General features: G+C 43.2%; 20 protein-coding genes. 14 read left to right on the top strand and 6 right to left on the bottom strand.

What is annotated here, in order from left to right:
* Nucleotides 1–55: 55 nt before the first annotated feature.
* A complete protein-coding gene (locus AC07XU_RS09120) occupies nt 56–694 on the bottom strand; it encodes a hypothetical protein (RefSeq protein WP_494943332.1) in 639 nt (212 codons plus the stop codon).
* Nucleotides 695–952: 258 nt separating this feature from the next.
* Between AC07XU_RS09120 and AC07XU_RS09115 the strand changes: the two genes are divergently transcribed.
* From AC07XU_RS09115 to AC07XU_RS09075, 9 genes are all read left to right on the top strand, one after another.
* Complete coding sequence (locus AC07XU_RS09115; protein WP_494943331.1) at nt 953–1,327, top strand: hypothetical protein; 375 nt, start codon at nt 953–955, stop codon at nt 1,325–1,327.
* Nucleotides 1,324–1,482 (top strand): DUF2256 domain-containing protein, encoded by a 159-nt coding sequence (locus AC07XU_RS09110; protein ID WP_494943330.1) that lies wholly within the window; start codon nt 1,324–1,326, stop codon nt 1,480–1,482. The genes AC07XU_RS09115 and AC07XU_RS09110 overlap by 4 nt, the downstream gene beginning before the upstream one ends.
* 121 nt (nt 1,483–1,603) lie before the next feature.
* Nucleotides 1,604–2,488 carry an oxidoreductase gene (locus AC07XU_RS09105; protein WP_494943329.1) on the top strand — a complete coding sequence of 295 codons (885 nt, stop codon included), beginning with the start codon at nt 1,604–1,606 and terminating at the stop codon, nt 2,486–2,488.
* Nucleotides 2,489–2,503: 15 nt separating this feature from the next.
* On the top strand, nt 2,504–3,301 hold the full coding sequence (locus AC07XU_RS09100; protein ID WP_494943328.1) for a helix-turn-helix domain-containing protein: 798 nt from the start codon (nt 2,504–2,506) through the stop codon (nt 3,299–3,301).
* Nucleotides 3,302–3,389: 88 nt separating this feature from the next.
* Complete coding sequence (locus AC07XU_RS09095) at nt 3,390–4,250, top strand: helix-turn-helix domain-containing protein (RefSeq protein WP_494943327.1); 861 nt, start codon at nt 3,390–3,392, stop codon at nt 4,248–4,250.
* 61 nt (nt 4,251–4,311) lie between these two features.
* On the top strand, nt 4,312–5,301 hold the full coding sequence (locus tag AC07XU_RS09090; protein WP_494943326.1) for an aldo/keto reductase: 990 nt from the start codon (nt 4,312–4,314) through the stop codon (nt 5,299–5,301).
* 127 nt (nt 5,302–5,428) lie between these two features.
* Nucleotides 5,429–6,166 (top strand): ImuA family protein, encoded by a 738-nt coding sequence (locus AC07XU_RS09085; RefSeq protein ID WP_494943325.1) that lies wholly within the window; start codon nt 5,429–5,431, stop codon nt 6,164–6,166.
* 8 nt (nt 6,167–6,174) lie between these two features.
* Entirely contained in the window at nt 6,175–7,659 is a 1,485-nt protein-coding gene (locus AC07XU_RS09080) for a Y-family DNA polymerase (protein WP_494943324.1), read from the top strand.
* 25 nt (nt 7,660–7,684) lie between these two features.
* Complete coding sequence (locus AC07XU_RS09075) at nt 7,685–10,915, top strand: error-prone DNA polymerase (protein WP_494943323.1); 3,231 nt, start codon at nt 7,685–7,687, stop codon at nt 10,913–10,915.
* Between the two features lie 678 nt (nt 10,916–11,593).
* On the opposite strand, the gene AC07XU_RS09070 is transcribed toward AC07XU_RS09075, so the two are convergent.
* On the bottom strand, nt 11,594–12,394 hold the full coding sequence (locus AC07XU_RS09070; protein WP_494943322.1) for a helix-turn-helix domain-containing protein: 801 nt from the start codon (nt 12,392–12,394) through the stop codon (nt 11,594–11,596).
* A 194-nt stretch (nt 12,395–12,588) separates the two neighbouring features.
* On the opposite strand from AC07XU_RS09070, the gene AC07XU_RS09065 reads away from it, so the two are divergent.
* Together AC07XU_RS09065 and AC07XU_RS09060 are read left to right on the top strand one after the other, a co-directional pair.
* Nucleotides 12,589–12,798 (top strand): hypothetical protein, encoded by a 210-nt coding sequence (locus AC07XU_RS09065; RefSeq protein WP_494943321.1) that lies wholly within the window; start codon nt 12,589–12,591, stop codon nt 12,796–12,798.
* Nucleotides 12,799–13,070: 272 nt separating this feature from the next.
* Entirely contained in the window at nt 13,071–13,445 is a 375-nt protein-coding gene (locus AC07XU_RS09060; RefSeq protein WP_494943320.1) for a hypothetical protein, read from the top strand.
* Between the two features lie 658 nt (nt 13,446–14,103).
* On the opposite strand, the gene AC07XU_RS09055 is transcribed toward AC07XU_RS09060, so the two are convergent.
* Genes AC07XU_RS09055 through AC07XU_RS09040 form a run of 4 tightly spaced genes read right to left on the bottom strand, consistent with a single transcriptional unit; the run spans nt 14,104 to nt 20,974 of the window.
* On the bottom strand, nt 14,104–15,798 hold the full coding sequence (locus tag AC07XU_RS09055) for a RagB/SusD family nutrient uptake outer membrane protein (protein ID WP_494943319.1): 1,695 nt from the start codon (nt 15,796–15,798) through the stop codon (nt 14,104–14,106).
* 4 nt (nt 15,799–15,802) lie between these two features.
* Nucleotides 15,803–18,805, bottom strand: a complete 3,003-nt coding sequence (locus AC07XU_RS09050; protein ID WP_494943318.1) for a SusC/RagA family TonB-linked outer membrane protein — start codon at nt 18,803–18,805, stop codon at nt 15,803–15,805.
* 22 nt (nt 18,806–18,827) lie between these two features.
* On the bottom strand, nt 18,828–19,676 hold the full coding sequence (locus tag AC07XU_RS09045; RefSeq protein WP_494943317.1) for an FKBP-type peptidyl-prolyl cis-trans isomerase: 849 nt from the start codon (nt 19,674–19,676) through the stop codon (nt 18,828–18,830).
* A gap of 53 nt (nt 19,677–19,729) precedes the next feature.
* Complete coding sequence (locus AC07XU_RS09040) at nt 19,730–20,974, bottom strand: metallophosphoesterase (protein WP_494943316.1); 1,245 nt, start codon at nt 20,972–20,974, stop codon at nt 19,730–19,732.
* Between the two features lie 657 nt (nt 20,975–21,631).
* Here AC07XU_RS09040 and AC07XU_RS09035 point away from each other — a divergent pair.
* The 3 genes from AC07XU_RS09035 to AC07XU_RS09025 all read left to right on the top strand — a co-directional run bounded on the left by AC07XU_RS09035 (nt 21,632) and on the right by AC07XU_RS09025 (nt 25,311).
* Nucleotides 21,632–22,903, top strand: a complete 1,272-nt coding sequence (locus AC07XU_RS09035) for an MFS transporter (RefSeq protein WP_494943315.1) — start codon at nt 21,632–21,634, stop codon at nt 22,901–22,903.
* A 77-nt stretch (nt 22,904–22,980) separates the two neighbouring features.
* Entirely contained in the window at nt 22,981–24,366 is a 1,386-nt protein-coding gene (locus AC07XU_RS09030; RefSeq protein ID WP_494943314.1) for an FAD-dependent oxidoreductase, read from the top strand.
* A gap of 9 nt (nt 24,367–24,375) precedes the next feature.
* Nucleotides 24,376–25,311 (top strand): endonuclease/exonuclease/phosphatase family protein, encoded by a 936-nt coding sequence (locus AC07XU_RS09025; protein WP_494943313.1) that lies wholly within the window; start codon nt 24,376–24,378, stop codon nt 25,309–25,311.
* Nucleotides 25,312–25,334: the final 23 nt, after the last annotated feature.

Raw genomic sequence — 25,334 nt, 5'->3', positions numbered from 1 at the left:
TAGCTGTGCCTCTGAGATCAGTTGTTTTTGATTAACTGTTAAATTTTCCGGGCCATTATGCAGCAATTCGGACAGAACTGCCTGTAATTTTTCTAAATTTTCTTTGTTCATAGTGCTTATTGATTTGTAAATAACTAGCGAGAGCGCTTTTGCTTAAGTTATTTACAGCACTATGTTCATCGTCAAGATTTTTGAATAGGAGTTTTACGATTGACCTAAACCTCGCCCTTTTGTCCAAGATTAGCCGCCTAAGCTTAGACAGCAAACTTTTTATGGTTCGTATAAGGCTTCTGATCCTTTTGCTGAGAAAATCGGTGAAATCGTCAACTACCCCAATTGGATGGATAAAGGCAACATGCTCTCCATTTAAGATAAAGGTTGATTGACCAGTTAACCTGGAGAATTCATCAATCAGTTTTGATCTTTTAATTTTCAGCCTTCTAATTTGTCGCTCTAATTCTTCAATCTCACTGTAAAATAGAAACCCCGACACCGTTCGCTTCAATACCGCTAGCCAATCTTCATCGAGTTTGGTTCTTTCAATTAGATGTTCGGCGACCTTTTTCACTTTTTCAGCCTCGAGCTTTTTGATATCCCGGTTGATAAGATGGATCTGGCCATAAATTTCAATACTGATATCTCTTAGTCCTTCAGCTCCAAATTTTTCGGTCTCTAGTTCAAACCAATTTTTCATGATAATTAAATTTATTACTCAAAGTTAATAAAAACTAAATTATATATCCAAATAAATTAACAAAAATATATTTTTTCTCAAATAAATATATTCAATAGAGCCCGATCACTACCAATTAATAGTTTTTCTTAATGAGGTTGTGCTGCAAGAATTTATCCTTAAATGCTTGGGAGAATAAGCCAGCCTCAGAATCCTAAAGACGTAAGTATTCCATCATTCAGTGCCAACGGATATAAAAGAAAATGGTTAACTTTAGATATGACCGATCTAAACGCCCTCAACGAAATCTTTCCGACCGCCACCACACTTAAATACCGCCCCCTGGGAAAGACCCTGTTTTTAGAAATCCCCCTGCTCAACAGCGGACTGTTCAAGCAACTCAACGCCATCCTAAAAGATGCCTCGCAGCAATCTCCGCTAACCATTGCCATCGACCTTAAAAACGAAAAGAAGATCGTCCTTTCCATCCACAAACATACCGAATGCATCGCTCTTGAAAACCTTCGGCCCATCTACAGCCTGAAAAGAAAACTCACCCAGAGCAATCCAGAACTGGTAGAACTTTGTTTGTATAATTATCAGATCCCCGGCATGTACATCGGCACAAAATTCAAGCTGGAACTAGAAGCATGAAAAACGTCAAAAAGGAAAACCTCCCCTCCAAGATCTGCTCCACCTGTAATAGGCCATTCTGTTGGCGCAAGAAATGGGAAAAGGTCTGGGATGAGGTCAACTATTGCAGCGAACGCTGCCGGAGGACCAAAAGCCCAGGCAAGCCATCCATCTAAAACTTTGAACCAGAAGAAAAGCAATGCACACATGAGCTTTTCAGCAAAGCAGATTGAGCTTTCCAGCAAAGCTTGACGCTAACTTCCAGCCTATCTTTGTATCACATTAAACACAGAAAACATGGAAAAAGTATGGTTCATCACCGGCAGCTCAAGGGGACTTGGGCGCAGTCTAACCCAAGCGGTCCTTGCAACAGGCGACAAGGTCGTAGCAACTGCTAGGGATATCAATTCGCTCAGCGAGGTCAAGGACAACTATCCTGATCAGCTCTATCCCATCAAGCTTGACGTAGACAATGCGGAAGATATCTCCGCAGCAGTTAACCAAGCCATCTCACATTTTGGAAGGATCGACGTACTGGTCAACAATGCGGGCTTCGGCATAACCGGTGCAATCGAAGGCTACACCGAACAGCAGGTGCAAAGCCAGCTGCAGACCAACCTCTACGCACCCATTGCGATCACCCGCGCAGTGCTTCCCCATATGCGCAAGGCAAAATCAGGCCATATCCTGCAGGTCAGCTCGATCGGTGGTAGGGTTGGAAGTGGCGGGGTAAGCATCTACCAGGCCGCAAAGTTTGGCCTCAGCGGTTTCAGCGAAGGACTTGCCATCGAAGTAGCCCCACTTGGGATCAAGGTGACCTGCATAGAACCGGGCGGCTTTAGGACCGACTGGGCGGGCGGATCGATGAGCTACGCCCCGCACGTTGAAGGCTATGAAACCACAGTAGATGCCAGGGTCCAAGCCTTCCAGAGCGGAAACATCAAACCCATGGGCGATCCGGACAAAGCTGCACAGGTAATGATTTCAATCACCAACCATCCCCAGCCCCCGTTGCACCTGCTGCTAGGAAGCGAAGCGGTCGCCATCGTCAAATACTCAGAGGCCGCCAAGCTCAAAGAACTTGAAAAATGGGAACACCTCAGCATCTCCACCGACGCCGATGATGCGGAAAACTTTCTACAGACCGAACACGGCAAAAAATACCTAGATTTAAAAAAGTAACCCCTATGTATTGATATGTCAACACTGCCCGAAAAACCAAAGATCTCCTATTCCTGCTATTATGAAAAGAGCAGGGAGGGAGAACAGTTCGTCGCCGACCATGTGTTCAGCTACCAGGTCTCAGGCTCGCTCACCCTGATCGACAGCGCGGGCAAACATGTTTTTGACCCGGGGGATTTTAGGTTGATCCGGCGCAACCAATTGGTGAAGTTCCTCAAAGAACCGCCAGCTCGAGGAGCGTTCCGCTCGGTTTCGGTGTACCTTGACCAGCAGACCCTGCGCGCCTTGAGCGTCGAGCATAATATCTCGGCATCCCTGCCCCCTAGCCAGGGCAACATCATCAAGCTCGCACCAAAGCCCTTGCTAAAAAGCTACATTGATTCCCTTGCGCCCTATAGCGAAGGGGGCATAACACTAGACCCCAAGCTGATCGAGGTCAAACTCCGCGAGGGAATCTTGATTCTATTGCAGAGCGAACCTAAACTAAAGGATATCCTTTTCGATTTTAGCGACCCGGAAAAAACCGACCTGCAGGGATTTATGGAAAAGAACTTCCACTTCAATGTGCCCCTGGAACGCTTCGCCTACCTGACCGGGCGGAGCCTGGCCACCTTTAAAAGGGATTTTGAAAAGCTTTTTCAAAGCAGTCCTGCCAGATGGCTCCAGCAGCGCAGACTACAGGAAGCATATTACCAGATCAGGGAAAAGGGAAGATTGGCTTCTGAGGTCTACCTTGAAGTGGGATTTGAGGACCTTTCCCATTTTTCCTTCGCCTTCAAGAACAGGTACGGCATACCTCCCTCTAGGGTGTGACCATCCTGGTAGAGACTGGTTTTAATGGCTTCTATTTAGAAGGTAAGCGCTATGATAAACTCGACCCCTTTATTTGTTACCTTTGAAGATGGAGAACAATAAGGCACTTTTAGAAAGCTATACCCAGAACGACAAACTGCGTGTTCTTCTTGTTACCCCTGAATTTGGCCATCTCTCTGGACAGCAGGCAAAAAAATATACGGGCACCCACAGAAATACGCTATACTATTTCCACCTAATGGTCGAAGGCTCGACCATTCATGGCGTAGACCTGACCGACTACCAGATAGCTAGTGGAGAGCTGCTGATGGTGTTGCCCCACCAGATCCATAAACTTCCATCAAGTGCTATCGGCACAGATTACTACAAGATCGGTTTTGACGAAAGCTGCCTGGCACTGCTTCCAAAACAGTACCCCTTTCTGCTAAACCCCTACCACCGACAAAAACTCACGCTAAGCGTAGAGGAAACCTTCAGGCTAAAGTCGATATTCAGTCTATTGCACAGCTTGCTCGCTCATAAAAATACCGATCCAGAACTGATCCTTGCCCACCTGAACACCTTACTCACCGAAATCAACGCCAGCTATTTTTCCGGCAGGGAAAATCCTGCCGAAGATAGGCTTATACAGTACACCAGCTTCAAGCAGCTCATCGAGAAAAAGCTCACCGAGCAGCTGACGGTGGCCCAAACCGCCAAAGAGCTCGCACTGAATACCAATAGCCTCTATACCCTAGTCAAGCACTACTCTGGCCTATCCCCTAAGGAATACATCACCTCAAGGCTCATCCTAGAGGCCAAGCGCAGGCTCTACTACCAAGAAAGCTCCATCAAGGAACTTGCCTTTAACCTTGGCTTCAACGATCCGGAATACTTTTCAAGGCTCTTCAGAAAACATACCGGCATGAGTGTGACCGAATTTGTGCAGGATTTGTCAGGGAAAAAATGAGATAAGTCCAGCTCCAAAGAAAACATCCTGCCGAACTTTGTTCCAACAAAACCTATCAATCATGAATAGAACACTTGGAAAAAACGGCGCGGTGGTATCGGCAGTGGGCCTGGGCTGCATGGGCATGTCCGGCGCCTATGGAAAGAGCGATGATGCAGAATCAATATCCACCATCCAAAAGGCCCTGGAGCTTGGACACAACTTTCTGGATACGGCAGACTATTACCTTGCCGGCCATAACGAACAGCTCATCGGAAAAGCCATCAGCAGAAGGCGCGAAACCGCCTTCCTATCGGTAAAGTCCGGACAGCTCTACTCTCCCGGAACAAACGGGGCGATGGGCCCAGGTCCTGTGACCGGACGCCCAGAAGATTTTGAGAACGCGATCTTTTATAGCCTTCAAAGGCTAGGCACCGATTACATCGACCTATATACCCCGGCCCGCGTTGATCCGAAGGTACCGATCGAGGAAACCATCGGGGCACTGGGCAGACTGGTCGAAAAAGGAATGATACGCCATATTGGTCTATCAGAGGCATCGCCAGAGTCCATCCGAAAGGCAGCGGCCGTCCATCCCATCACGGCCCTACAGATCGAATACTCCCTTTGGAGCCGCGACATTGAAACGGAAGTCTTGCCGACCATTCGTGAACTGGGAATCGGCCTTGTCGCCTATGCCCCATTGAGCAGGGGATTTCTGAGCGGCGAGTTCAAAAAACCAGAAGACATCAAAGACAGCCGCATGCACATGCCGCGCTACCAGGGCGAAAACTTCTACAAGAACCTGGAACTGGTGAAAAAGATAATTGCACTGGCCACTGAAAAAGGATGTACGCCAGCCCAGCTTGCCATTGCCTGGGTGCTTGCCCAGGGAGAAGATGTGATCACCATTCCCGGCACCAAGCGCATCGAACGTCTAAAGGCAAATATCGCCTCTGAAAATGTCGTGCTTTCTAGTTCAGAACTTGAAACGATCGGGCAGACCATGTCCCCAGGCATTGTTTCCGGCACACGATATCCAGAGAGGTTTTTAAGCGCACTTGGAAGATAAACCAACCTAAATCTCTCTCTACGCTGTTGATAACTCTACTAAAATTGTTAGTAATCACTAACAATTTTAGTAATAGATTTGTTGTTACTATAATACTTGGCAAAACATGCCTTGGATTTAACGGCAAATGACAGCGGAAAAACAGGAAATATTGGCCAAATTGCGCAAGCAATTATTAGAGGTGCAGGGATTTAAACCTGTCCCTATCGCCTCTGGCGATGGCTTTGGCCTGGGCCCCGTTGAAGCCTGTTTCCCAAATAAAGCATTCCCTACAGGAACCATCCACGAGTTCCTTGCCGCAAACCCTGAAGATACCGCGGCAAGCGAAGGATTTATCGCGGGGCTTCTTGCCAAGCTCATGGAAAATGGGAGCAGCTGCCTATGGATCAGCCGGAACCGAAAGCTCTTTCCGCCATCACTGGAAACCTTTGGCACCGATCCCCAGCAGATCATTTTTATCGACCTGTACTACACTAAGGAGATCTTGTGGGTAATGGAAGAGGCGCTGAAATGCGAAGGCCTTGCCTGCGTGATCGCCGAACTATCCGATATCGATTTTGCGCAAAGTCGCAGGCTCCAGCTGGCCACAGAGAAAAGCCACGTGACCGGATTTCTGTTAAGAAAAGAGCCCAAGTTCAGCCTATCCGCCACCGCCTGCGCTGCCCGCTGGCAGATCAAGCCTGCCCCAACCGAAATCATTAACGGCATCCCTGGCGTTGGCAACCCCAGATGGGAAGTCAATCTGTTAAAGGTCAAAAACGGAGAAGGCGGCAGGTTCCTGATCGAATGGGCCGAAAACAGATTTGCACCGCTACAGGCAGAGCCACAAGTCATCATCAAAGAAGAAAGGGGGCTGATCGCATGAGCAGGTACTTGAGCATTTATTTCACCAATCTTTTGGCCGATTACCTGGCCATCAAAAAACCGGAACTAAAAGATACGGTCTATGTCTTCACCATGTCCCAGAAAAATAGGATCATGGTCACTGCCGCATCCCGTGAAGCGGAAAAGCAGGGCATATTTGCCAGCATGGTCCTTGCCGATGCCAAGGCCATCGTACCTGACATCCTCGCCTTTGATGACAAGATCGATTTCAATAAAAAGCTGCTGATACGCATTGCCAGATGGGCCATCCGCTATTCACCTATTGTTGCCATCGATCTGCCCGACGGAATCATCCTTGATTCCAGCGGCTGCTCGCACCTACTCGGAGGGGAAGAAAAGTATTTGGAAACTATCATAGATAAATTAAAAGAATCAGGCTACAATTGCCGTGGAGCAATTTCAGATACCATTGGTACGTCCTGGGCAATTGCAAGGCTCGGAAAGAAATCGCCGATGATAGAAACTGGACAGCAGTACAACGCCCTTTTGAACCTCCCGCCAACGGCACTGCGTCTGGAACAGCCCATCATCGAGCGGCTACACAAGCTTGGTTTTGATAAGATCGGAAAGTTTATCCAGTTGCCCGCTTCCATGCTAAGGCGCAGGTTTGGCAATGAAATGCTGCTCCGCCTTGGCCAAGCCCTTGGCACCGAAGAGGAAACCATTACACCGATTATTGTCAAAGCGCCATACGAAGAAAGGCTCTATTGCCTCGAACCGATACGTACCAAACCCGCCATCGAAATTGCCATCGAAAAACTACTGCACGAACTGTGCGCCCGACTTGAAAAAGAAGGGCTGGGCATTAGATCCGCTGAACTCAAAGGCTATCGTTTGGATGGACGTGTCACCGAAACCAAGATCGGCACCAACCAACCTACCCACAAGGTTCCGCACCTGGCCAAGCTGTTCGAACTGAAGATCGACAAGATCGAGCCTGCCCTTGGCATCGAACTTTTCATACTCACCGCCACCAAGACCGAGCCCGTACTGATCCATCAGGAAAAATTGTGGAGCGGAAAACCAGGCCTAGCCGACCAGAACCTAGCGCAGCTCCTAGATAGACTTGCCGGAAAGATTGGCCCGCAGGCCATAAGAAGATATATCCCGCAGGCTCACTATTGGCCCGAGCGTTCACTCCGCCCTGCGATATCACTGGACGAAAAGACCGAAGTCAAATGGCAGAAAGCCAATCCCCGCCCGATGGAAATGCTCACGTATCCAGCGGCGATCCAGGTCACTGCTCCCATCCCCGATTATCCGCCGATGAACTTCCGTTACAAGGACGAACTGCATATGGTGGCAAAGGCGGATGGCCCTGAGCGCATCGAACAGGAATGGTGGATGGCTAAGGGCGAGCACCGCGACTACTACATTTTAGAGGACGACAAGGGACGACGTTACTGGGTCTTCCGCTCTGGCCACTATAACGAGGAGGGATCCGAATGGTTCCTGCACGGATTTTTTGCATAAATGAAAACGATAGGAGAAAACGATTATGGGCTACTGCGAACTACAGGTTACTTCCAACTTCAGCTTTTTAAGGGGCGCATCGCACCCCGAGGAACTTATTGAACAGGCAGCCGCCTTCGGCTACCCTAAGATAGCCATAACTGACGTGAACACGATGGCAGGAATCGTTCGAGCGCATAGCGCAGCTCGAAAGCATAACATTGAAATCATCCCAGCCTGTAGACTTGATCTTTTGGACGGCCCATCCCTTCTCGCCTATCCCACCAACCGTGAAGCATATGGCAGGCTGTCGGCTATGCTCAGCGAAGGAAATTTTAGAGCTGAAAAAGGCAAATGCTTCCTCTATAAAAATGATGTTTACAACAACCAAAAAGATATCCTATTTATTGCGATACCTCCTGATGCGCTTTCCAAGGGCTTTGATTTTGAGCCCAGCTTTGGCCAAGCCCTTAAAGAATACAAAGAAAATTTAAACGGTTCGCTCTATTTAGCGGCAAACCGCAACTATCAAGGACAGGACCAGAAACGGATGTTCAGGTTAGATGAGCTTTCCAAAAGGCTTGGCGTACCCATGGTGGCTACCAACGATGTGTATTATCATTGCCCTTCACGCAGGGAACTCCAAGATATCCTGACCTGTGTGCGGGAAAAATGTACCATCCACAATGCGGGCTTTCGCTTGATGATGAATGCCGAGCGGCATTTGAAACCCATCGAGGAAATGCATCGCCTCTTCCGCCAATATCCAGATGCCATTGAAAATACACTGGAGATCGCTGAAAAATGCCAGTTCACTTTGGACTCTTTGGAATACGTTTACCCAGAGGAAATTCTGTCCGGAGACCGGGCACCCCAGGAAGAACTGGAATACCTGACATGGAAGGGAGCCGAGGAAATGTTCGGCCTTCCCCTGCCCCAAAAGGTGCTCGACAACATCAACCACGAAATGAAGTTCGTCAAGGAAATGAACTATGCGAGTTATTTTCTGACCGTATATGATATCGTCAGGTTTGCAAGGGAGCAAAAGATTTTATGCCAAGGACGTGGCTCTGCGGCCAATTCCACTATATGCTACTGTTTGGGTATTACCTCGGTCGATCCCACCAAGTTCGATCTGCTCTTCGAGCGCTTTATTTCCTCTGCCCGTAACGAGCCGCCAGATATCGATGTGGATTTTGAGCATGAAAGACGTGAAGAGGTCATCCAGTACATCTATAACAAGTACGGCCGTGACCGCGCAGCGATCGTAGCGACCGTTACCCATCTCCACCAAAAGGGGGCACTTCGCGATGTGGCAAAGGCCATGGGACTGTCCACCGATACCATCGACCGGCTGTCGGCCTCGATCTGGGAATTTACAGACGAGTGGTTTGAATCTAACCGAGTTTCCGAGCAGGGCCTCAATCCCCGTGATCCGCTTCTGGTCAAGGTTTTGGATCTCACCCGCCAGATGATGGGCTTTCCACGGCAGCTCGGCCAGCATACCGGGGGCTTTGTGATCACCCGGGGCAAACTGACCGACCTCTGCCCCATTTTCCATGCCCGCATGGAAGACCGCACCAATATCGAATGGAACAAGGACGACATCGATGCGCTTGGGTTTTTAAAGATTGATGTACTTGCACTGGGCATGCTGACCTGTATCAGAAAGGGATTTGATCTGGCCAAAAAACATTATGACCTGGACCTTACCTTGGCCTCGATCAATAAGGAGGATGACCCAAAGGTCTATGAAATGATCAGCGCAGCGGATACCATCGGGGTCTTCCAGATCGAAAGCCGTGCCCAGCAGCAGATGCTCCCAAGGCTCCGCCCATCTTGCTTTTACGATCTGGTGATCGAGGTGGCCATCGTTCGCCCTGGCCCCATCCAGGGAGATATGGTGCATCCCTACCTTAGGCGCAGAAATGGCGAGGAGCCCGTAGAATATCCATCCAAGGAGCTTGAAGAGATCCTCGGTAAAACCTTGGGCGTACCCCTGTTCCAGGAACAGGCCATGAAGATTGCCATCGTCGCTGCCGGCTTTACCCCGGCTGAAGCGGATGAACTGCGCAGGTCAATGGCCACCTTTAAGATGCATGGCATGGTGACCAAGTTCGAAAAGAAACTGGTCGATGGTATGACAAAGAAAGGTTACAGCGAGGAATTCGCTCGACGGGTTTTCAAGCAGCTGGAAGGATTTGGATCTTACGGCTTTCCTGAAAGCCATGCGGCAAGTTTTGCACTACTGGTCTATGTTTCCTGCTGGCTCAAATGTTATTACCCTGATGTGTTTGCCTGTGCCATTTTGAACTCTATGCCGATGGGCTTTTATCAGCCCGCCCAGCTGGTCATCGATGCAAGGAACCATGGCGTAGAGGTTCGGCAGATCGATGTAAACATTTCGGAGTGGAACAATAAGCTGGAAGAAAAATCGGGCAAATATTGTGCGTTGAGATTGGGATTTAGGCAGATTTCCGGAATCCGCGAAGATGATATGGAAGCTTTGGTGCTAGCCAGGGGCACGGGCTATAAAAATCTGCATTCGCTACTGGATTCAGGGGTATCCATGGGCGCGATGGAGCGGCTCGCCGATGCGGATGCCTTCCGTTCTATGGGCCTGGACCGCAGGCAGGCGCTTTGGGAAGTATCCGCACTAAAAGACAGGCCGCAAGCGCTGTTTGAAGGACAGCCTTCGGAATCAGATCAGGAACAGCAGATATCACTTCCGCTAATGAGCAAAGGTGAACATGTGGTTCAGGACTATGCCTCGACCGCGCTTTCGCTCAAAGCGCATCCGGTCAGTCTGGTGCGCGAAAAGCTCAGGCTCTTTAACGTCAAATCTTCGCAGGAAATCCGCGATACCCAGAACGGTAGGATCGCAAAGGTAGCAGGTCTTGTGATCGTGCGCCAGCGCCCTGGAACTGCGGGCGGGGTATGTTTTATCTCCATCGAGGATGAGACCGGGTTTTCCAATCTTGTGGTCTTTGAAAAACTCTTTGAGACCTACCGCAAGGAAATCCTTCACTCCAGGCTACTTATGGTAGAGGGCAAGGTGCAAAAGGAGAGCGGCGTTGTGAACGTGATCGTTTCCAAATGCTTTGATTTTACAAAACTGCTCAAAGGACTGACCGAAAAGGATGATGACCAGCTCCCGATATTGACGCTATCTAGAGCCGATGAAAAATCACCGCCCTACCCGGCAGAAAACAAACGCTCGCAGGTACGCCAGGCAACTCCCCAGGAAATATTTGATGGGGGCAGGAATTTTAAGTAATCGATAGACAATCAAAAACTTTAATTTTGAGATGTATTTAACTTTGAACCATGAGTAACCACCATTATTGTGCATTATTAAAGTTTGGCAATTTAGTGCATCTGCTTTCATTAAGAGATGAGGGAAATCTACATTGGAAAACACTGAAATATTTTGGGGTTTTTTATCCATCACTTTGAGTGATTTGGATGAGTTTTGGCAGAGTTTTAAATGTTAAAAATCATCAAAAATCTGCATTAAAAGGTATTTAAGCTGAATTTTTATAAAAATCCTATTACCTAATCAACGAAATTTGGCTGAATTTTCCAAAAAAATGAAATTTATTAGTGGATAATTTTGTTTTTAACACTGTTTTATTTTCATCATAATTTAAGTTTTTTGCCCGCATTTCGAAGTTTAATGACTGAGTTTTGGCTGATTATTTTTCAGATAATGTAGTTTTATAGAACTTCAACACATAAGTTTATTACAATTTATTGCGTTAATAAACATGGAAAACTATAATTTTCGCATAGTTAATCTGCACGGATTGGAAGGGCGTAGGTATGTGTTTATTTCGGTGAAAGTGGCCACCCTGTTCCGTTCCAAACTGTTCACCCGAACTGAAGTCAAATTTGAAGCCGGTATAATAGCCATTGCGACAAAATAACTTCTCTATTGTGGGCAAACCTCCTGTAGTTACCTGATGTAGGACAAAAAATAGGCCTTACTGTCAAATTGCTTCGGCGTTGTCTTGAACATGGCATGAAATGCGTTGGTAAAATGGGCCTGGTCGTAAAAACTGTTTGAGATGGCAAGGCCCGTAAAATCTGATCTTCCCTCCCCTGAACTAGCGATCTTGTCAACGATACTTCTTAACCTTATGATATCAGCAAATTTCTTGGGTGTAAGCCCTAGGCCTTTTTTGAAAAGCTTCTGGAGGTATCTTGCAGAACAGCCCATCTCCGCCGACACCGCTTTGATGGTGATATCACCGCAGGACTCCATGATCAATGAAGTGGAATGTTGCAGGTCCATTGCGGGCCTTCCACTCTTTGCAAGCCATCCCCAACTTGCCGCTATCGACCGACAGAGCTCACCATTGGAGGGATTGGTATCCACGGACAGATCTGGCAGAATATCATCGGCGCGGCAAAAGCGATCGACATAACTGTCCATGCCCAGGCCGGTAAAGTAGCTGGGGGTCCATGGAAAGAGCTGCAACATCGTCGCCCTACTGTTGGGACGGATCTCTATACCAAGTGATTCGGTCATCTGACCGCAAAAATAGGTTCCCGGCCTCAAATGGATCATTGTTTCCCTGTGGGTAATTTCAAGGCCGCTGCCCCTGATGATCGCAATGTTGAAGCAGCCGTTGGGCAGGGCAAACCTGTCCAGCACCAAAGAGGAACTTTCCAGGTTATCAAGCGTCCAGATTTTCTTCACGAATAGGGACATGCTCCTTGGTACCCGATACTCGCTGTAGCTAAACTTTTCCATTTCCAATCTATCTGGTGTAAAGATACATCTTTGCAAAGCATTAACAGTAGCAAATGTTAGAAGATACCCAATTCATAATACCCAGGCGTTCGCTTTTCTCCAAGTTTTCCCCATCGGTGCCAAATACCTTTGTACGGGCAGCTGGTCTAGTTCATCCGACCTGATCTCTCCACCCAAAATAAAACCAAAAAACAGTGATAATTGCGATAAACACCAGTGACAACTACCGGACGGCCGGACTGCTTAATTTCTTCTCCGCGTCGGTCTCGCCCGAAAATGGCTGGGTCAACATCGCCTATGAGAACATCGAGCAGGTCCCGTCCATATGCAGGATACTGGTGGAGGCTGACATCGATATCCTCAGCATATCGATCATCGTTCCCGACCAGATCCCCGGTCCGTGAGCGATTGCATCTGGGAAGCACATAGTTATTTTTTGAATGGGATAAAACTGAACATTCCCAGTTGCCGGCTTAAAAATAGGATGGCGGATGGCCGGACAGTTTTTTACATATATTCTGGGTGTGTTGAGGTCTACCTTACCATAACCGCAAAAAATCAGTTAACATTATGATATCATGTGCTTAGACATCGACTAATAGCGGCGGCCACCATCGTTGCCTGTTTGCTATCTTGTTCACCTGCAAGAAACGCGGGACAGGCGAGAACTATTGGGATGCCCTCCGGCGGGAAGGATCCGCTCTATCTCGAAATCGGAAAGCTGGGCGCAGAGCTAACAGTGAGGGAACGTGTACCGGGCGTAGCAGTGGCAGTCATCCGCGACGTAAAGATAGCTCTCAACAACAACAAGATCGTGGTAAGACACTTTAAGAAATGGCTCGAGGTCAAGGGATTTACCAACCGCAAGATCGGCACGTTCAATCCCATCGACATAGACAACTTTCTTGGCTATAAGATGAACGAGCTGAAATGGGGAAAGGTAACCTACAATACCTACCACTGCGACCGCTGCCTGAAGCCCCTTGTCCGAAGACCTGCACAACGCCCCTCCTTTTTCAGAAACTCGGCAATCCCCGCATTGCGCCAATAACTACATCATAAAATCTTGCGATCTCTTTTTGCTGCTCCCTTGCTCATATGGCTGTGATTTACCGCAATGTTAAAACCTGCAACCTTTGTACATTCAGATACTTCATTGACCACAGATAATCCCTTCAGCTCCTTGATTAATTCTGTTATATCGTCCCTGTTATTATTTATCTTTCGGTGGAATAGAAAGGCCCCTTGCTGCATACAGCAAAGTCCAATGATAGTTAACTTACGTATATGCCGATAAAGAACTTATATTTTTTCAGAATAGATTGTACCATACAATTGAACATTATACGATAGTTTAGGCCGCTAACCTGACTTAGATACCAACTCAATTCTAATGCAGATGTTAATTTTAACATTGCTTATATCACATTGTTCTTAATCCAATATAGGTCTTTAACCTTGGTGTTACCTTAGTTCATCGTGTAAACATTTCATATTAAAATATAATATCCAAAGGAACAATCATCGCTTTAGATGTCAATTGGTCATCTTGGAAATTGATCTCTTACAATTAAGGTCAAAATTCAGGAATCGGCTGATGGACAATCAAAAGAATAATAACGATGGTATTTCCAACCCTATTATTCTAGATTTTATCGAGCATGGGCGAGTTTTTTGATTACTTACCAAACCCATTATCCTAAACGCTTTTAATAGTTAGGGTTCTGAACAAGTTTTTTATTTGTTTGTACTTCTATAGCGGGGAAAGGCCATAAATAATCTCTATTCTTATTAAACACCTTAGTTTCAATTATACGCATATCTGCACGGTTGGTAACATTACTGTAGTTAGGAGATCCATTTACATCAATTACCGGTGCATTTGCCAACAAACCTCTTGGTATTCTGCCATAGGCAGGTCCTACCAATACCTGTTCAGCTATTTTCCAACGGCGGATATCTGCTAAGCGTAACCCTTCCATGGCAAATTCATATTTACGCTCTTTGCGTACAATTGACCTTAATTGCTCTTGTGTTTTATTGGCGGTAATGGCTGGCATATTTACAGTGGTTCGTCTGCGTACCAAATTTATAGCATCATACACAGATTGATCTATCTGATTAAGCTCTATTTTAGCCTCAGCATAAGTTAAAAGTACCTCGGCATAACGCATAAGTATAATGTTAATTTCCGAGTTCTGTAAGTCGGTCCTATCAGTTTCATCGCAATATTTCCTAAATACGTACCCTGTGAACGAAGCGAATGCATGCGTTGCCTCTGTATTGGCTATTCTTACAGCTGGTGTAACGTTATAATTCCAAATTTGCAAACTATCTTTATGAGTTTCAAACTGATAGCCAAACAACCGATCTCCTGGTACACCACATGTAAATGATAACCTAGGATCTCGGTTCGCAAACGGCTTTTGCGGATTGTACAAAGGAGAAGCATCAATTGACAATCCGTCTGTACATTCGTAAGAATCTATAAAACTCTGAAATGGAACCTTATCACAAACGCCACCCGGAAGCCTTGGAAGGAAATACCTTGGCGTGGTATGCGTATTTACATTTTTGGCGTATTGCAGCGAAAAAATAATTTCTTTAGAGCTTTCACCTGCATACTTAAATAATTCGCCATAGTTGGCATGGAGCGCATATTTGTTTAAATCCATTATTTGCTTAGCAGTTTGAGCAGCAACGTCCCATTTTTCGTTATACAAAGCTGTTCTTGCTTTAATGGCAAGCGCTGCCCCTTTAGTTGCACGGCCATCGTTGATGATGGTCTGATTAAGTGGTAAATCCTTAGCCACTGCATCCATTTCATTGATCACAAAATCTGCAATTTCTGCATTGGTGCTTTTAGCAATCTGCGAATCATTAATGGTTAGCGTTGTGGTTACCAAAGGCACTCCGCCATACAAGGTGAGCAAATAACTATAATTCAATGCTCTAATAAAGCGGGCTTCGGCAATAGACTGGTTGTAAACAGTTGATGGAATTTTATCTTTTAACTTCACAACATTATCCAAAAGAAAATTACATCGAGCTATTCCTTTGTAAGCTTCTCTAAATTTTACCAAAACCACTCCATTATTTGCATCTATAGTACCTTTTCCTATGTCTTGTAAAGCACCATTGGTACGGTCCCAGCAAATATCTGTGGTAGCGTCTATAAAAATATGCCATGGCACACGCAAATTCCCAAGACCATAGTTTTGCTCCTGATAATTTAATTGGGCGTAACATCCTAACAAGCCAATTTGTAATTCGTCTTGGTTGGAATAAAATGATACAGACGACGGATTAAATGGTATTTTTTCCAGGTACTCGTCTTTACAGCCTCCAAACAGGGCTAAAAATAAACATCCAGCAACAGCTGAAATTAAATTTTTACTTATCATGATCTTAAAAATTAACATCTAAACCAAAATTATATACTTTAACCTGTGGATATATATTGCCCGTTCCAACAGGTGCCTCCACATCATATCCATCCCAAAATTTGTCGAACGTAAAAAGATTGCTTGCGTTTGCATAAATTCTAACACTCTTTAGCCCCACCTTTTTAATAATTTCAGAAGAAAATTTATAGCCGAGCTGAATGTTTTTTAGACGGAGATAAGAGGCATCCTTAATCCAAAAACTTGATGTCTTTTCATTATTAGATTCGCCAAAGGCCAAACGTGGAAATGCTGAATTTGTATTTTGAGGAGTCCAGTTATCCTTATGCATTTCTTGAACAGTACCACCATTAAAGAACGGCATAACAGATTGCTCGTATAAATAACCATTGGCTTTGCCCACACCTTGTAAAAATATGCCCAGATCTAAATTTTTGTAGGCTAAATTAATGTTAGCGCTGTAGGTATATCTTGGTATGGTATTGCCAATAATTACATTATCTAGGTCGGTAATTTTATTATCGCCGTTTTGGTCTTTATATTTGATATCGCCAGCTTTTACTGCACCAAACTGAATTGGGCTAGCAGCAACTTCCGCATCAGAGGTAAAATAACCTATTGCTTCAAAGCCGTATAAAGAATTAATGGCATAACCCTCATTACTTACTGTAATACCGGTACGGTTAACTCCTTTTAAGTCGGTAACTTTATTCTTTACATCAGAAAGGTTAACACCGATAGAGTATTTAAAATCCTTAACATTGCCTGCATAATTTAAACCTAGCTCCCATCCCTTGTTTTTTACTGTACCTGCATTTTGAAAAGGTGGCGCTTGACCAGTAATAATTGGGACATCTAGTTTCAAAAGAATGTCTGTTGTGGTACGCTCATAATAATCAAATGTTACATTCAGCTTCTTGAAAATTATAGCATCAAAACCAATGTCTTTCATTTCGGTACTTTCCCAAGTTATATTACTGTTAGCCGCATCATTAAGCGCCCCTATGGTATAGGTTTGGTTTCCGATAGAGTAAGCTCCCAGCTGGATCAGCGAAATGGCCGGATAAGTTCCAATGTTTTGATTGCCTAATTTACCCCACGATGCTCTGATCTTAAATTCGGGAATTACAGATGATAAAGATTGAAAGAATTTCTCTTGAGAAACTCGCCAACCTGCAGAAACAGACGGAAAGAATCCATAGCGTTTTCCTTGGGCAAATCTTGAAGAACCATCATATCTACCGTTAACTTCAAGTAGATAGCGCTCATCGAAATTGTAATTAAACCTCCCAAAAGCAGATTGGAGTGCCCATTCAGCTCTTGATCCATTATTTAATTGGGTTGCAGAAGAACCCGTTCCCAGTACCGGATAATCTGGAAAAGTAAAGGTTGTTCTAGATGCTGTTAGGTTATTATTGGTATAATCCTCTCTAGAAGCTCCTGCTAATAGTTTAAAATTATGTTTGTTAAGCGCTTTAGTTGCGGTTAAAGTACCTCGAAAATTATTATAAAAGCTCCTGCTGTTCGTTACATCCAGAGATGCAAGAGCAGGAGAAGTAAAGGCTACCGAGCCGTCTGCTTTGTAAGTTTTAATGGCTGTTACAAAGACATCCTCATCTGCTTGGTCATAGCGTGGAGCAACTGTTACGTCGGCCTGTAGCCAATTAAACGGTTTATAACTTAATGTAGCATTAAGCAATAAACCAGGATTGCTTGTTTTAGATAATCCACCATCTGGTCCGCTATAGGCGATTGGATTATTTCCATTTGAGCCTTCGCCATAATTTCCATTTGAAAATACACCAGCAAAAATAGGCGCAATTCTATTCATCTGGTTAAAAACCGAACTGCTTCCACGACCAGGCTCTTTGGTAATTCTGTTATTAATCTGCACATCAATGCTCATATTCAGTTTATCGGAGAATTTCACATCTGCATTATTGCGAATTGTAAATCTTCTAAAATTAGAGGTTTCTAATAAGCCAGCTTGATCAAAATATCCAAATGAAGTTAAAAATCTTACTTTTTCACCGCCACCATTAATGGTTACAAAGTGGTTTTGCATAAAGCCAGAACCCCTAAGTACTTCTTTTTGCCAATCTGTATCGGGATAGAGATCAGGATTAGTTCCATTTCGGGTATTTTCTATCACAGCGTTACTAAAAAGTGGTGCTCTACCAGTATTTGTATATGCAAGATTGGTCAAAGTCATATGATCTACCGCATTCACGAGATCTGGCAAATTGGTAAGCTTCTGCACACCTGCGTATGAATTGTAGCTTACAGTTAGTTGATTAGATTTTGCTCTTTTGGTTGTTACTAAAATTACCCCATTAGCAGCTCTGGAGCCATAAATAGAGGCTGAGGCAGCATCTTTTAAAATCGACACTGATTCAATAATATTTGGATCGATATTATTTAATGAGCCTTCAACATTATCTATAAGTATAAGTGGATTTGCATCATTTAGCGTACCAATTCCGCGTATTCTAATTGTTCCAGCATCACCACCTGGGCGGCCAGAGTTTTGCGTAACCGTAACCCCAGGCGCCAATCCCTGTAGTGCCGCAGAGGTTTGGCCCACAGGCCGCATGGTTAAATCCTTTGAAGAAACAACTGAAACTGCACCGGTTAGATTAACTTTCTTTTGTGTGCCATAACCTACAACAACCACTTCACCTAATAGCTGGTTGTCGGCAGCCATAGAAACATTTAGATTAGTTCTGCCTAGCAAAGGAACTTCCAATTGTTTAAAGCCAATGTAAGTAAAAATCAGCGTGTCGTTTGCTTTGCTAACCTGTATTTTATATTTTCCGTCGATATCCGATACCGTGTTGGTACTGCCAGTTTTTAACTTTACACCTACACTAGGTAAAGTTTCTCCTTTTTCGTCTTTCACAGTACCAGTAACAACCGTTTGCGCATAGCTTACATTAGTGCTAAAAAGGAGGAGGCAGAGCAAATAATGCCATTTGCCTCTTAAGAATTTTGATAAAAATGGGTTCATAATTAGTGGTTTGATTTTAATCTTATTTATCAAGGATGGTAAATTCACAAATGAGCGGTGTGTATGGAGGCATTTTAAACTTGTCTCCAGTGGCGCTATAAGCTAAATGAGAGGGAATGATGACTTTCGTCTTCATCCCTTTGGGAGCAAGAGTAAGCGCTTCATTAAGCCCGACGAAGCGAGCCTGATCTGGTCTAATTTTCTCATATCGTGTAAGGTATGCTAAGCCATCTAATGAGCTTACTATATAGCTTACATATAATTCTTTTCCTGTATTATTTACGGTCTTTAAATCAGCTGGGTACAACAATCCTGTTGATGTAGCTTTATAATTCATTTTATTAAAAGCCAGATACCTTTTAATTTTCCCAGGCTCATCTTCTTTCCGTTTTAGTTTTGCTTCCTTTTCATAAGCTTGAACCCTTTGCAGATAACCGCTATCAGTTTTTCCGTTTTGATTGATTACCTTATGGATGCGCAAGGTGTAAATCATGTATTTTGAGGTATCTATAGCAAGTAATGGAGAGTTGTTATATTTTTTGATTGAATCGAGGCTAACTTTAACTACAGCACTATCACCTTCGCTCAAATACTGAAAAGCATCTTGAAGATCACCTTGAAATTTGGTATTTGTTGCATAAACAGTTGTAAGCTGAGGATCGAATTTACCGGTACCAGCAAGTAATTTACCGTTTCCAGTAGCTTCACTGTAGGTAATATATACTGTTGCCAGTTTTCCAATTACTGGACCACTTATGTCTTCAGCAATTTGGTATTGCAACGCACCGTTTCCTTTTTTAAAACCGGGCTTAGTACAGGCTGCTAACACCAACACAATAAACACCAAAAAGTTGGCAGCTATATTGTTCATACAAATAAGTTTGATGGCCGATTCAGAAACTACTGAACCAGCCATTATTAATATTAGTTATACATGCTAACAGTAAACTTACTGTCTTTGTCGGTTTCTTCTCCATTGGCACCAGGCAAAGGTTGAATGGTACGAACCTCGATTGTGCCTGCCGTTTTGTTAAATTTCATGATACGCATAAAACCATCACCACCTTTAGTGGCTGAATTATTAGGCACATCAACACCATTAATAGTAGCAACTTCTCTAGCTTGGTAATCTGATAAGAAGGTTTTCACAACGTGCCCAGCGTAAACATCTCTGCGATAGCCTTCGCCAGTTCTATGGCCAGAAAGCATCATAAATACGGTAGGATGTGCTTGAGCAAAGGCCGAAATAATATTTCCTTGAGCTGTGTAAGGAGCCTGAGGGTTGTCAGTTGCCAAGCCCGCCTTTGCACCATGCGTTCCATTTAAACCTCCAGAAGGAGCTAAAATGCTGTGGCTAACAATAATCACTTTTGCATCTAGATTAGCTTGAATAACGTTGTCGGCCCAAGCAAAAACATTACTTTCTATGGTAGAACTGTATGGCGATTGACCAGCGATTTCTACACAGCCACCACTGCCATTAGGCATAAAACCATTGTTAGGCTCATTAAATTCGATGTATATTACTACATATTTTTGCCCAAATACAGTAAACTTGTCCCAATGGTTATCGTTATTATCTGAACCAACTGTAGTAAAGTTGCCACCGTACCACGTTTTTCCAGTAAAGCGGGTTTTACTATAATAGTAGCCGTAACCATTATTGGTAGCCCCAGAACCAGGGTCTCCATTACACCATTGGTCATGATTGCCTACAGCAAGGCCATAGGGCATATTTGTATCGTGCATTCTTTTAATTTGGCTATCTGCATTTTGCCATTCATCAAAATGACCAGGCTTATCGCCATTGTCGGTAATATCACCTACATGAGCAACATACTGGATATTCAAATCGGTTCTGTTATCTAAAATCCAATCTATTTGGTTTTTAAACATAGTCATGGTGCCATTGTGAGTGTCGTCAGGATCAGTGTAATACTGAGTATCAGGAATAACAGCGATATAAAATGTTTCATCTGCCGCAGCTGTTTGGTTGGCTGATTTATCTACTGTTAGGTTGTCCTGAAGATTATTCATTGCGAGGTCTTGAGCAGTCTTTTTGCAACTAAATGCAGACAATAGAAAAATTAAAAATAAACCTTTTCTCGAAAGGTGCGTGTGGGATTTGTACCAAAACATGTTTTGGTCAATGCGTTCAAAAATTTTCATTTTAATTGGTTTAGTATACTATTTATGTTGATTATTGATTACCTCTATCCCTTACGCCACACGAAACCAGCTTTTTTCTACCTACACAGATAAATCCCTTGGGTTGATTTCCTATTTTACTTTAATCTTAGAAAATTTCTAATGATTAGCTTTTTAATAAAGTAAAGTAAATAATTACTTTTTTACTTCATATCAAAACTAAATAAAATAATTTTAAAAGCAAATAAAATTAAAATAAACATTTTTAAAGCATCTATTTATCCTAAAAAGTGGCTAAAAATGAATAATAAAGGCTTTAATGGAGTTTTAAACAAATATTTTCACATTAACACAATGTTAAATTTATGTAACGAAATTAAAGTTCTAATTTTTGAAGGTAATAAACTTCATATCAGCCAAATTTTAGCAGCTCACAAACAAATTTCATGCACTTATATTTATGATCACTACATCATTTAGGAATAATAACAATTACTTAAGAGTGGGTTTTAAAGCAATCAGATATCAAATTGAATCAACTATAATACATTTAAAAATATTTTATTTAAATTTTATTTAATTTAATTTTGTTTTAAAACATTTATTTTGTTGATTTGATAATACATATAACACATTAAGTTAATATGACATCCCTAGTTTAACCAAATATAAAATTCAATGACAAAAACACTAGCTCCAGAAAAACGAAGATGGCTCATTATTGCAGTTATTTTTCTGGCAATCGTTTTTAATTATTTCGACAGGCAAATTGTTTCCATTCTAAAACCAATTATTAAAAAAGAATACAACCTTGGTGATGACGGCTATGCCTTCATTTTAAACATATTTACCATTTGTTATGCCCTTATGTATCCGGTAACGGGGTGGCTAGTTGATAGATTTGGAGCAAGATTGACAATGTTTTTCGGTATTATCGGCTGGTCATTAGCCTCTATTGGTGGAGGAATTTCGAAAACAGTGGGTCAGTTTTCATTTTTTAGGGGCATGTTGGGAGCCGCGGAACCTACTAACTTTCCAGCTCAATTAAGAGTTGTTACCATCTGGTTTCCTGGAAAATTAAGAGCAACAGCAAACAGCCTTTGTGTAGCAGGGAGTTCAATTGGCGCTATTATCGCACCGCCATTGGTGGCTTGGCTTGCCATTAAATATGATTGGCATACCGTATTTATTGTTGCTGGAGTTGTAGGTTTAATTATAGCCTTAATGTGGATTTTAATCTATATCGATCCTCCAGCGAAAATACTAGAAGAAGCTACTGGTAGATCGGCAGCTGTAGAGAGAGAAGGTTTTAGCTGGGGCCAATTATGGAAAACCAAAAGCTTATGGGGCATTCTATTGATCCGATTTGTAACAGATCCTGTTTGGTACTTCTGCCTATTTTGGCTCCCAGGATATTTACAGGAACAATCTGGTCTATCTTTAAAAGAAATGGGACTGTATGGATGGATACCTTTTTTAGTGGCAGATTTAGGAGCCATTGGAACCTCGGCATGGTCTGATTATATGGTAAGAAAAGGAAGACAACCTTTGAATGCCAGAAAAATAATGCTAAGTACAGTCGCAGTACTTTCGCCACTATGCATTTTAACCCCTTATCTGCCTTCGGCATTTTCAACTTTATTGATTTTTAGCATAGTTGCCATCGCATGTTTAAGCTGGCTATTTACGGTTAGCGTAGTAGTTGCAGAGGCATTTCCGAGCAGTAACGTGGCCAGTGTATTAGGCATAGCTGGTGGTTTTGGAGCTGTTGGAGCCGTATGTTTCAATTATTTTGTTGGTCAGTTTATGGGGAAGGTTGGCGCAGAACAGATTTTTATTGCTATGGCATTTTTACACCCGATCGGAGTTGTCATTTTATGGACCATGATTAAACCAGAAAAACCAAAAAAAGTAATTAAAAATAAAACACATTATAACACTATAGGCTGAAGCTTTCATGATTTTGTTAAATAGATCATGATAGCTTCATCACAATTAAAAACAACCCAATACAGATGAAAATTGAAATGCAAAAAATAACAGAAGCCGCAAAAGAACTACCAGTACGGGCCAATGTAGATGTACTCGTAGTAGGCGGAGGCCCTGCAGGCTTAATTGCAGCACAAGCAGCAGTAGAAGACGGACTGAAAGTGATGTTAATTGACAGCCGCAGTTTTGTGGGCGGCAACATGACTATTGGCTTACCTATCTTAGGTTTTTTAGGACAAAAAGGAAATCAAATTATTAAAGGTATTCCCCAGAAATTTATAGATAGACTTAAAGCAAAAAATGCAGCAAGTGAGCATCGCCCCTGCCCTTTACACATGAGCTTAACTTTGGTAGAACCTGAGGCTGTAAAAAATGTAGGACTAGAAATGCTGATTGAAAGTGGTGTTGAAGTAATGCTGTATGTATTTTTTGCTGGTGTAATTAAAGAAGGTAATGCCGTTAAAGGTGTAATTATAGAAAGTAAATCTGGCAGAGAAGTTATATTGGCCAAAACAGTTATAGATTGTACTGGTGACGCAGATGTTGCTTATCGTGCAGGAGTAACTTGCGAACAAGGCAATGATATTGGCGGCGTACAACCCCCAACTTTAATGTTTGCTTTAGGTGGCGTTGATACTGAAAAATTACGCTTAAGCATAGCTGAAGAGCCCCGTACTTATTTGACAGATTTTATTCCTAACGATTATTTCGGACAGAACAATCAGTTTATTGTAGTTGGCCTACGTTCATTAATTAAAAAAGCTACTGAAGATGGATTAAAACTTCCCACAGAGCGAACCATTGTAATTACAGGATTGAGAGAAGGAGAAGTTTGGGTAAATATGACCAGAGTAAATGGACTTGACGGAACAGACCCTGCAAGTTTAACTTGGGGCGAAGCCGAAGGCAGAAGGCAGATACATGATATACAAAAATATTTAATTGATTACGTGCCTGGCTTTGAAAATGCTCATTTTACGAAGATGGCACCATTTATTGGCATTAGAGAAACTCGTAGAATTGTAGGCAAATATGTAATGACGGCTGCGGATGTTTTAGGTTGCCAAAGATTTGACGATGCAATTGCAGTTGCCAGCTACCCCTTAGATCTTCACCACCCACAAGGTGGCGGATGTACTTTAGAATGGTGTGGGGATTGTTACGACATTCCGTATCGCTCATTAATCCCTGAAAACATAGAAAATTTAATCGTTGCTGGAAGATGTATTTCTACCACACATGAGGCGATGTCGGCCATTCGTGTTATGGCACCTTGTATGGCCATGGGGGAAGCCGCTGGTAGAGCAGCAAAATTAGCTATTCGTGCTGGCGTAGCTCCTTCTCAGTTAGATGTAGCTAAACTTCGCGAAGAGCTGACAGCAAAAGGAGCTTTTTTAAATCCGACAACATTGGTAGAATCTTAATTCAACAAAATGTCTTTATCCAGAAGAAATTTTATTAAGGGATCTAGTTTAGCAATAACGGCTTCTTGTGTCCCTATTTCGGGATTTACCACTGTGGTTCAGGAAACCTCAACCCCTGTTGATCAAAACATCCATAAAGTACTTAGCTGCAACATTAGGGTAGCATTACCAGAAGACGATGCCATTGGAAGAGGATGGGCAGCAAGAAAAAAAGCTTGTATTAATCTCATTAAAGCTCAAAAAGCAGATTTAATAGGCTTTCAAGAGGTACTGAAAGTGCAGGCAGATGACCTTAAAAGTGAAATGCAAGATTATTGTTGTTTTGGTTTTGAGGGCCCAGAAATGGATCTTAATCCAGGAACCTATAATGGCATTGCAAAAAACTTAGTGATGTATGCTAAAAAAAGGTATCAAATGATTGCTGCTGGCTGCTATTGGCTATCTGAAACGCCAGAAATTGGAGGAAGCAAATCATGGAATACAGCCAGAGCAAGACATGTGAATTGGTTGAGATTAGAAGATAAAAACACCGGGAAGCAGTTTAGAATAATGGCTGTTCATTTAGACCATAAAGATCAGGAAGCCAGAAATAAACAGGGACAACTGATAGTGAAAGAAAGCAACCAATATGCAGCAGATTTTCCGCAATTGTTAATTGGCGATTTTAATGTTGATGCTACAAACCCAGTGTATAGCATTATTACCAACGGAGGCTGGAAAGATACTTACCGTACTATACATGGCGATTCGGAACCGGGAGCAACCTTCCATAATTTTCTAGGCAAAGCGTATTCAAAAGCTAATCAAAAAAATATCGGAAAAATCGATTTTATCTTTTCCAAAGGAAACATTAATACTAGCCAAGCTAAAATTATTGATGAAATGGTTGATGGAATTTATCCTAGCGATCATTATTTTGTAAGTGCTGAGATTGCATTTACTTAGCTATAACTTAATCACAAAAAACC

This window comes from Pedobacter sp. GW456-11-11-14-TSB4 (assembly GCF_059424425.1).
This window is presented reverse-complemented; position numbering and strand designations above follow the sequence as displayed.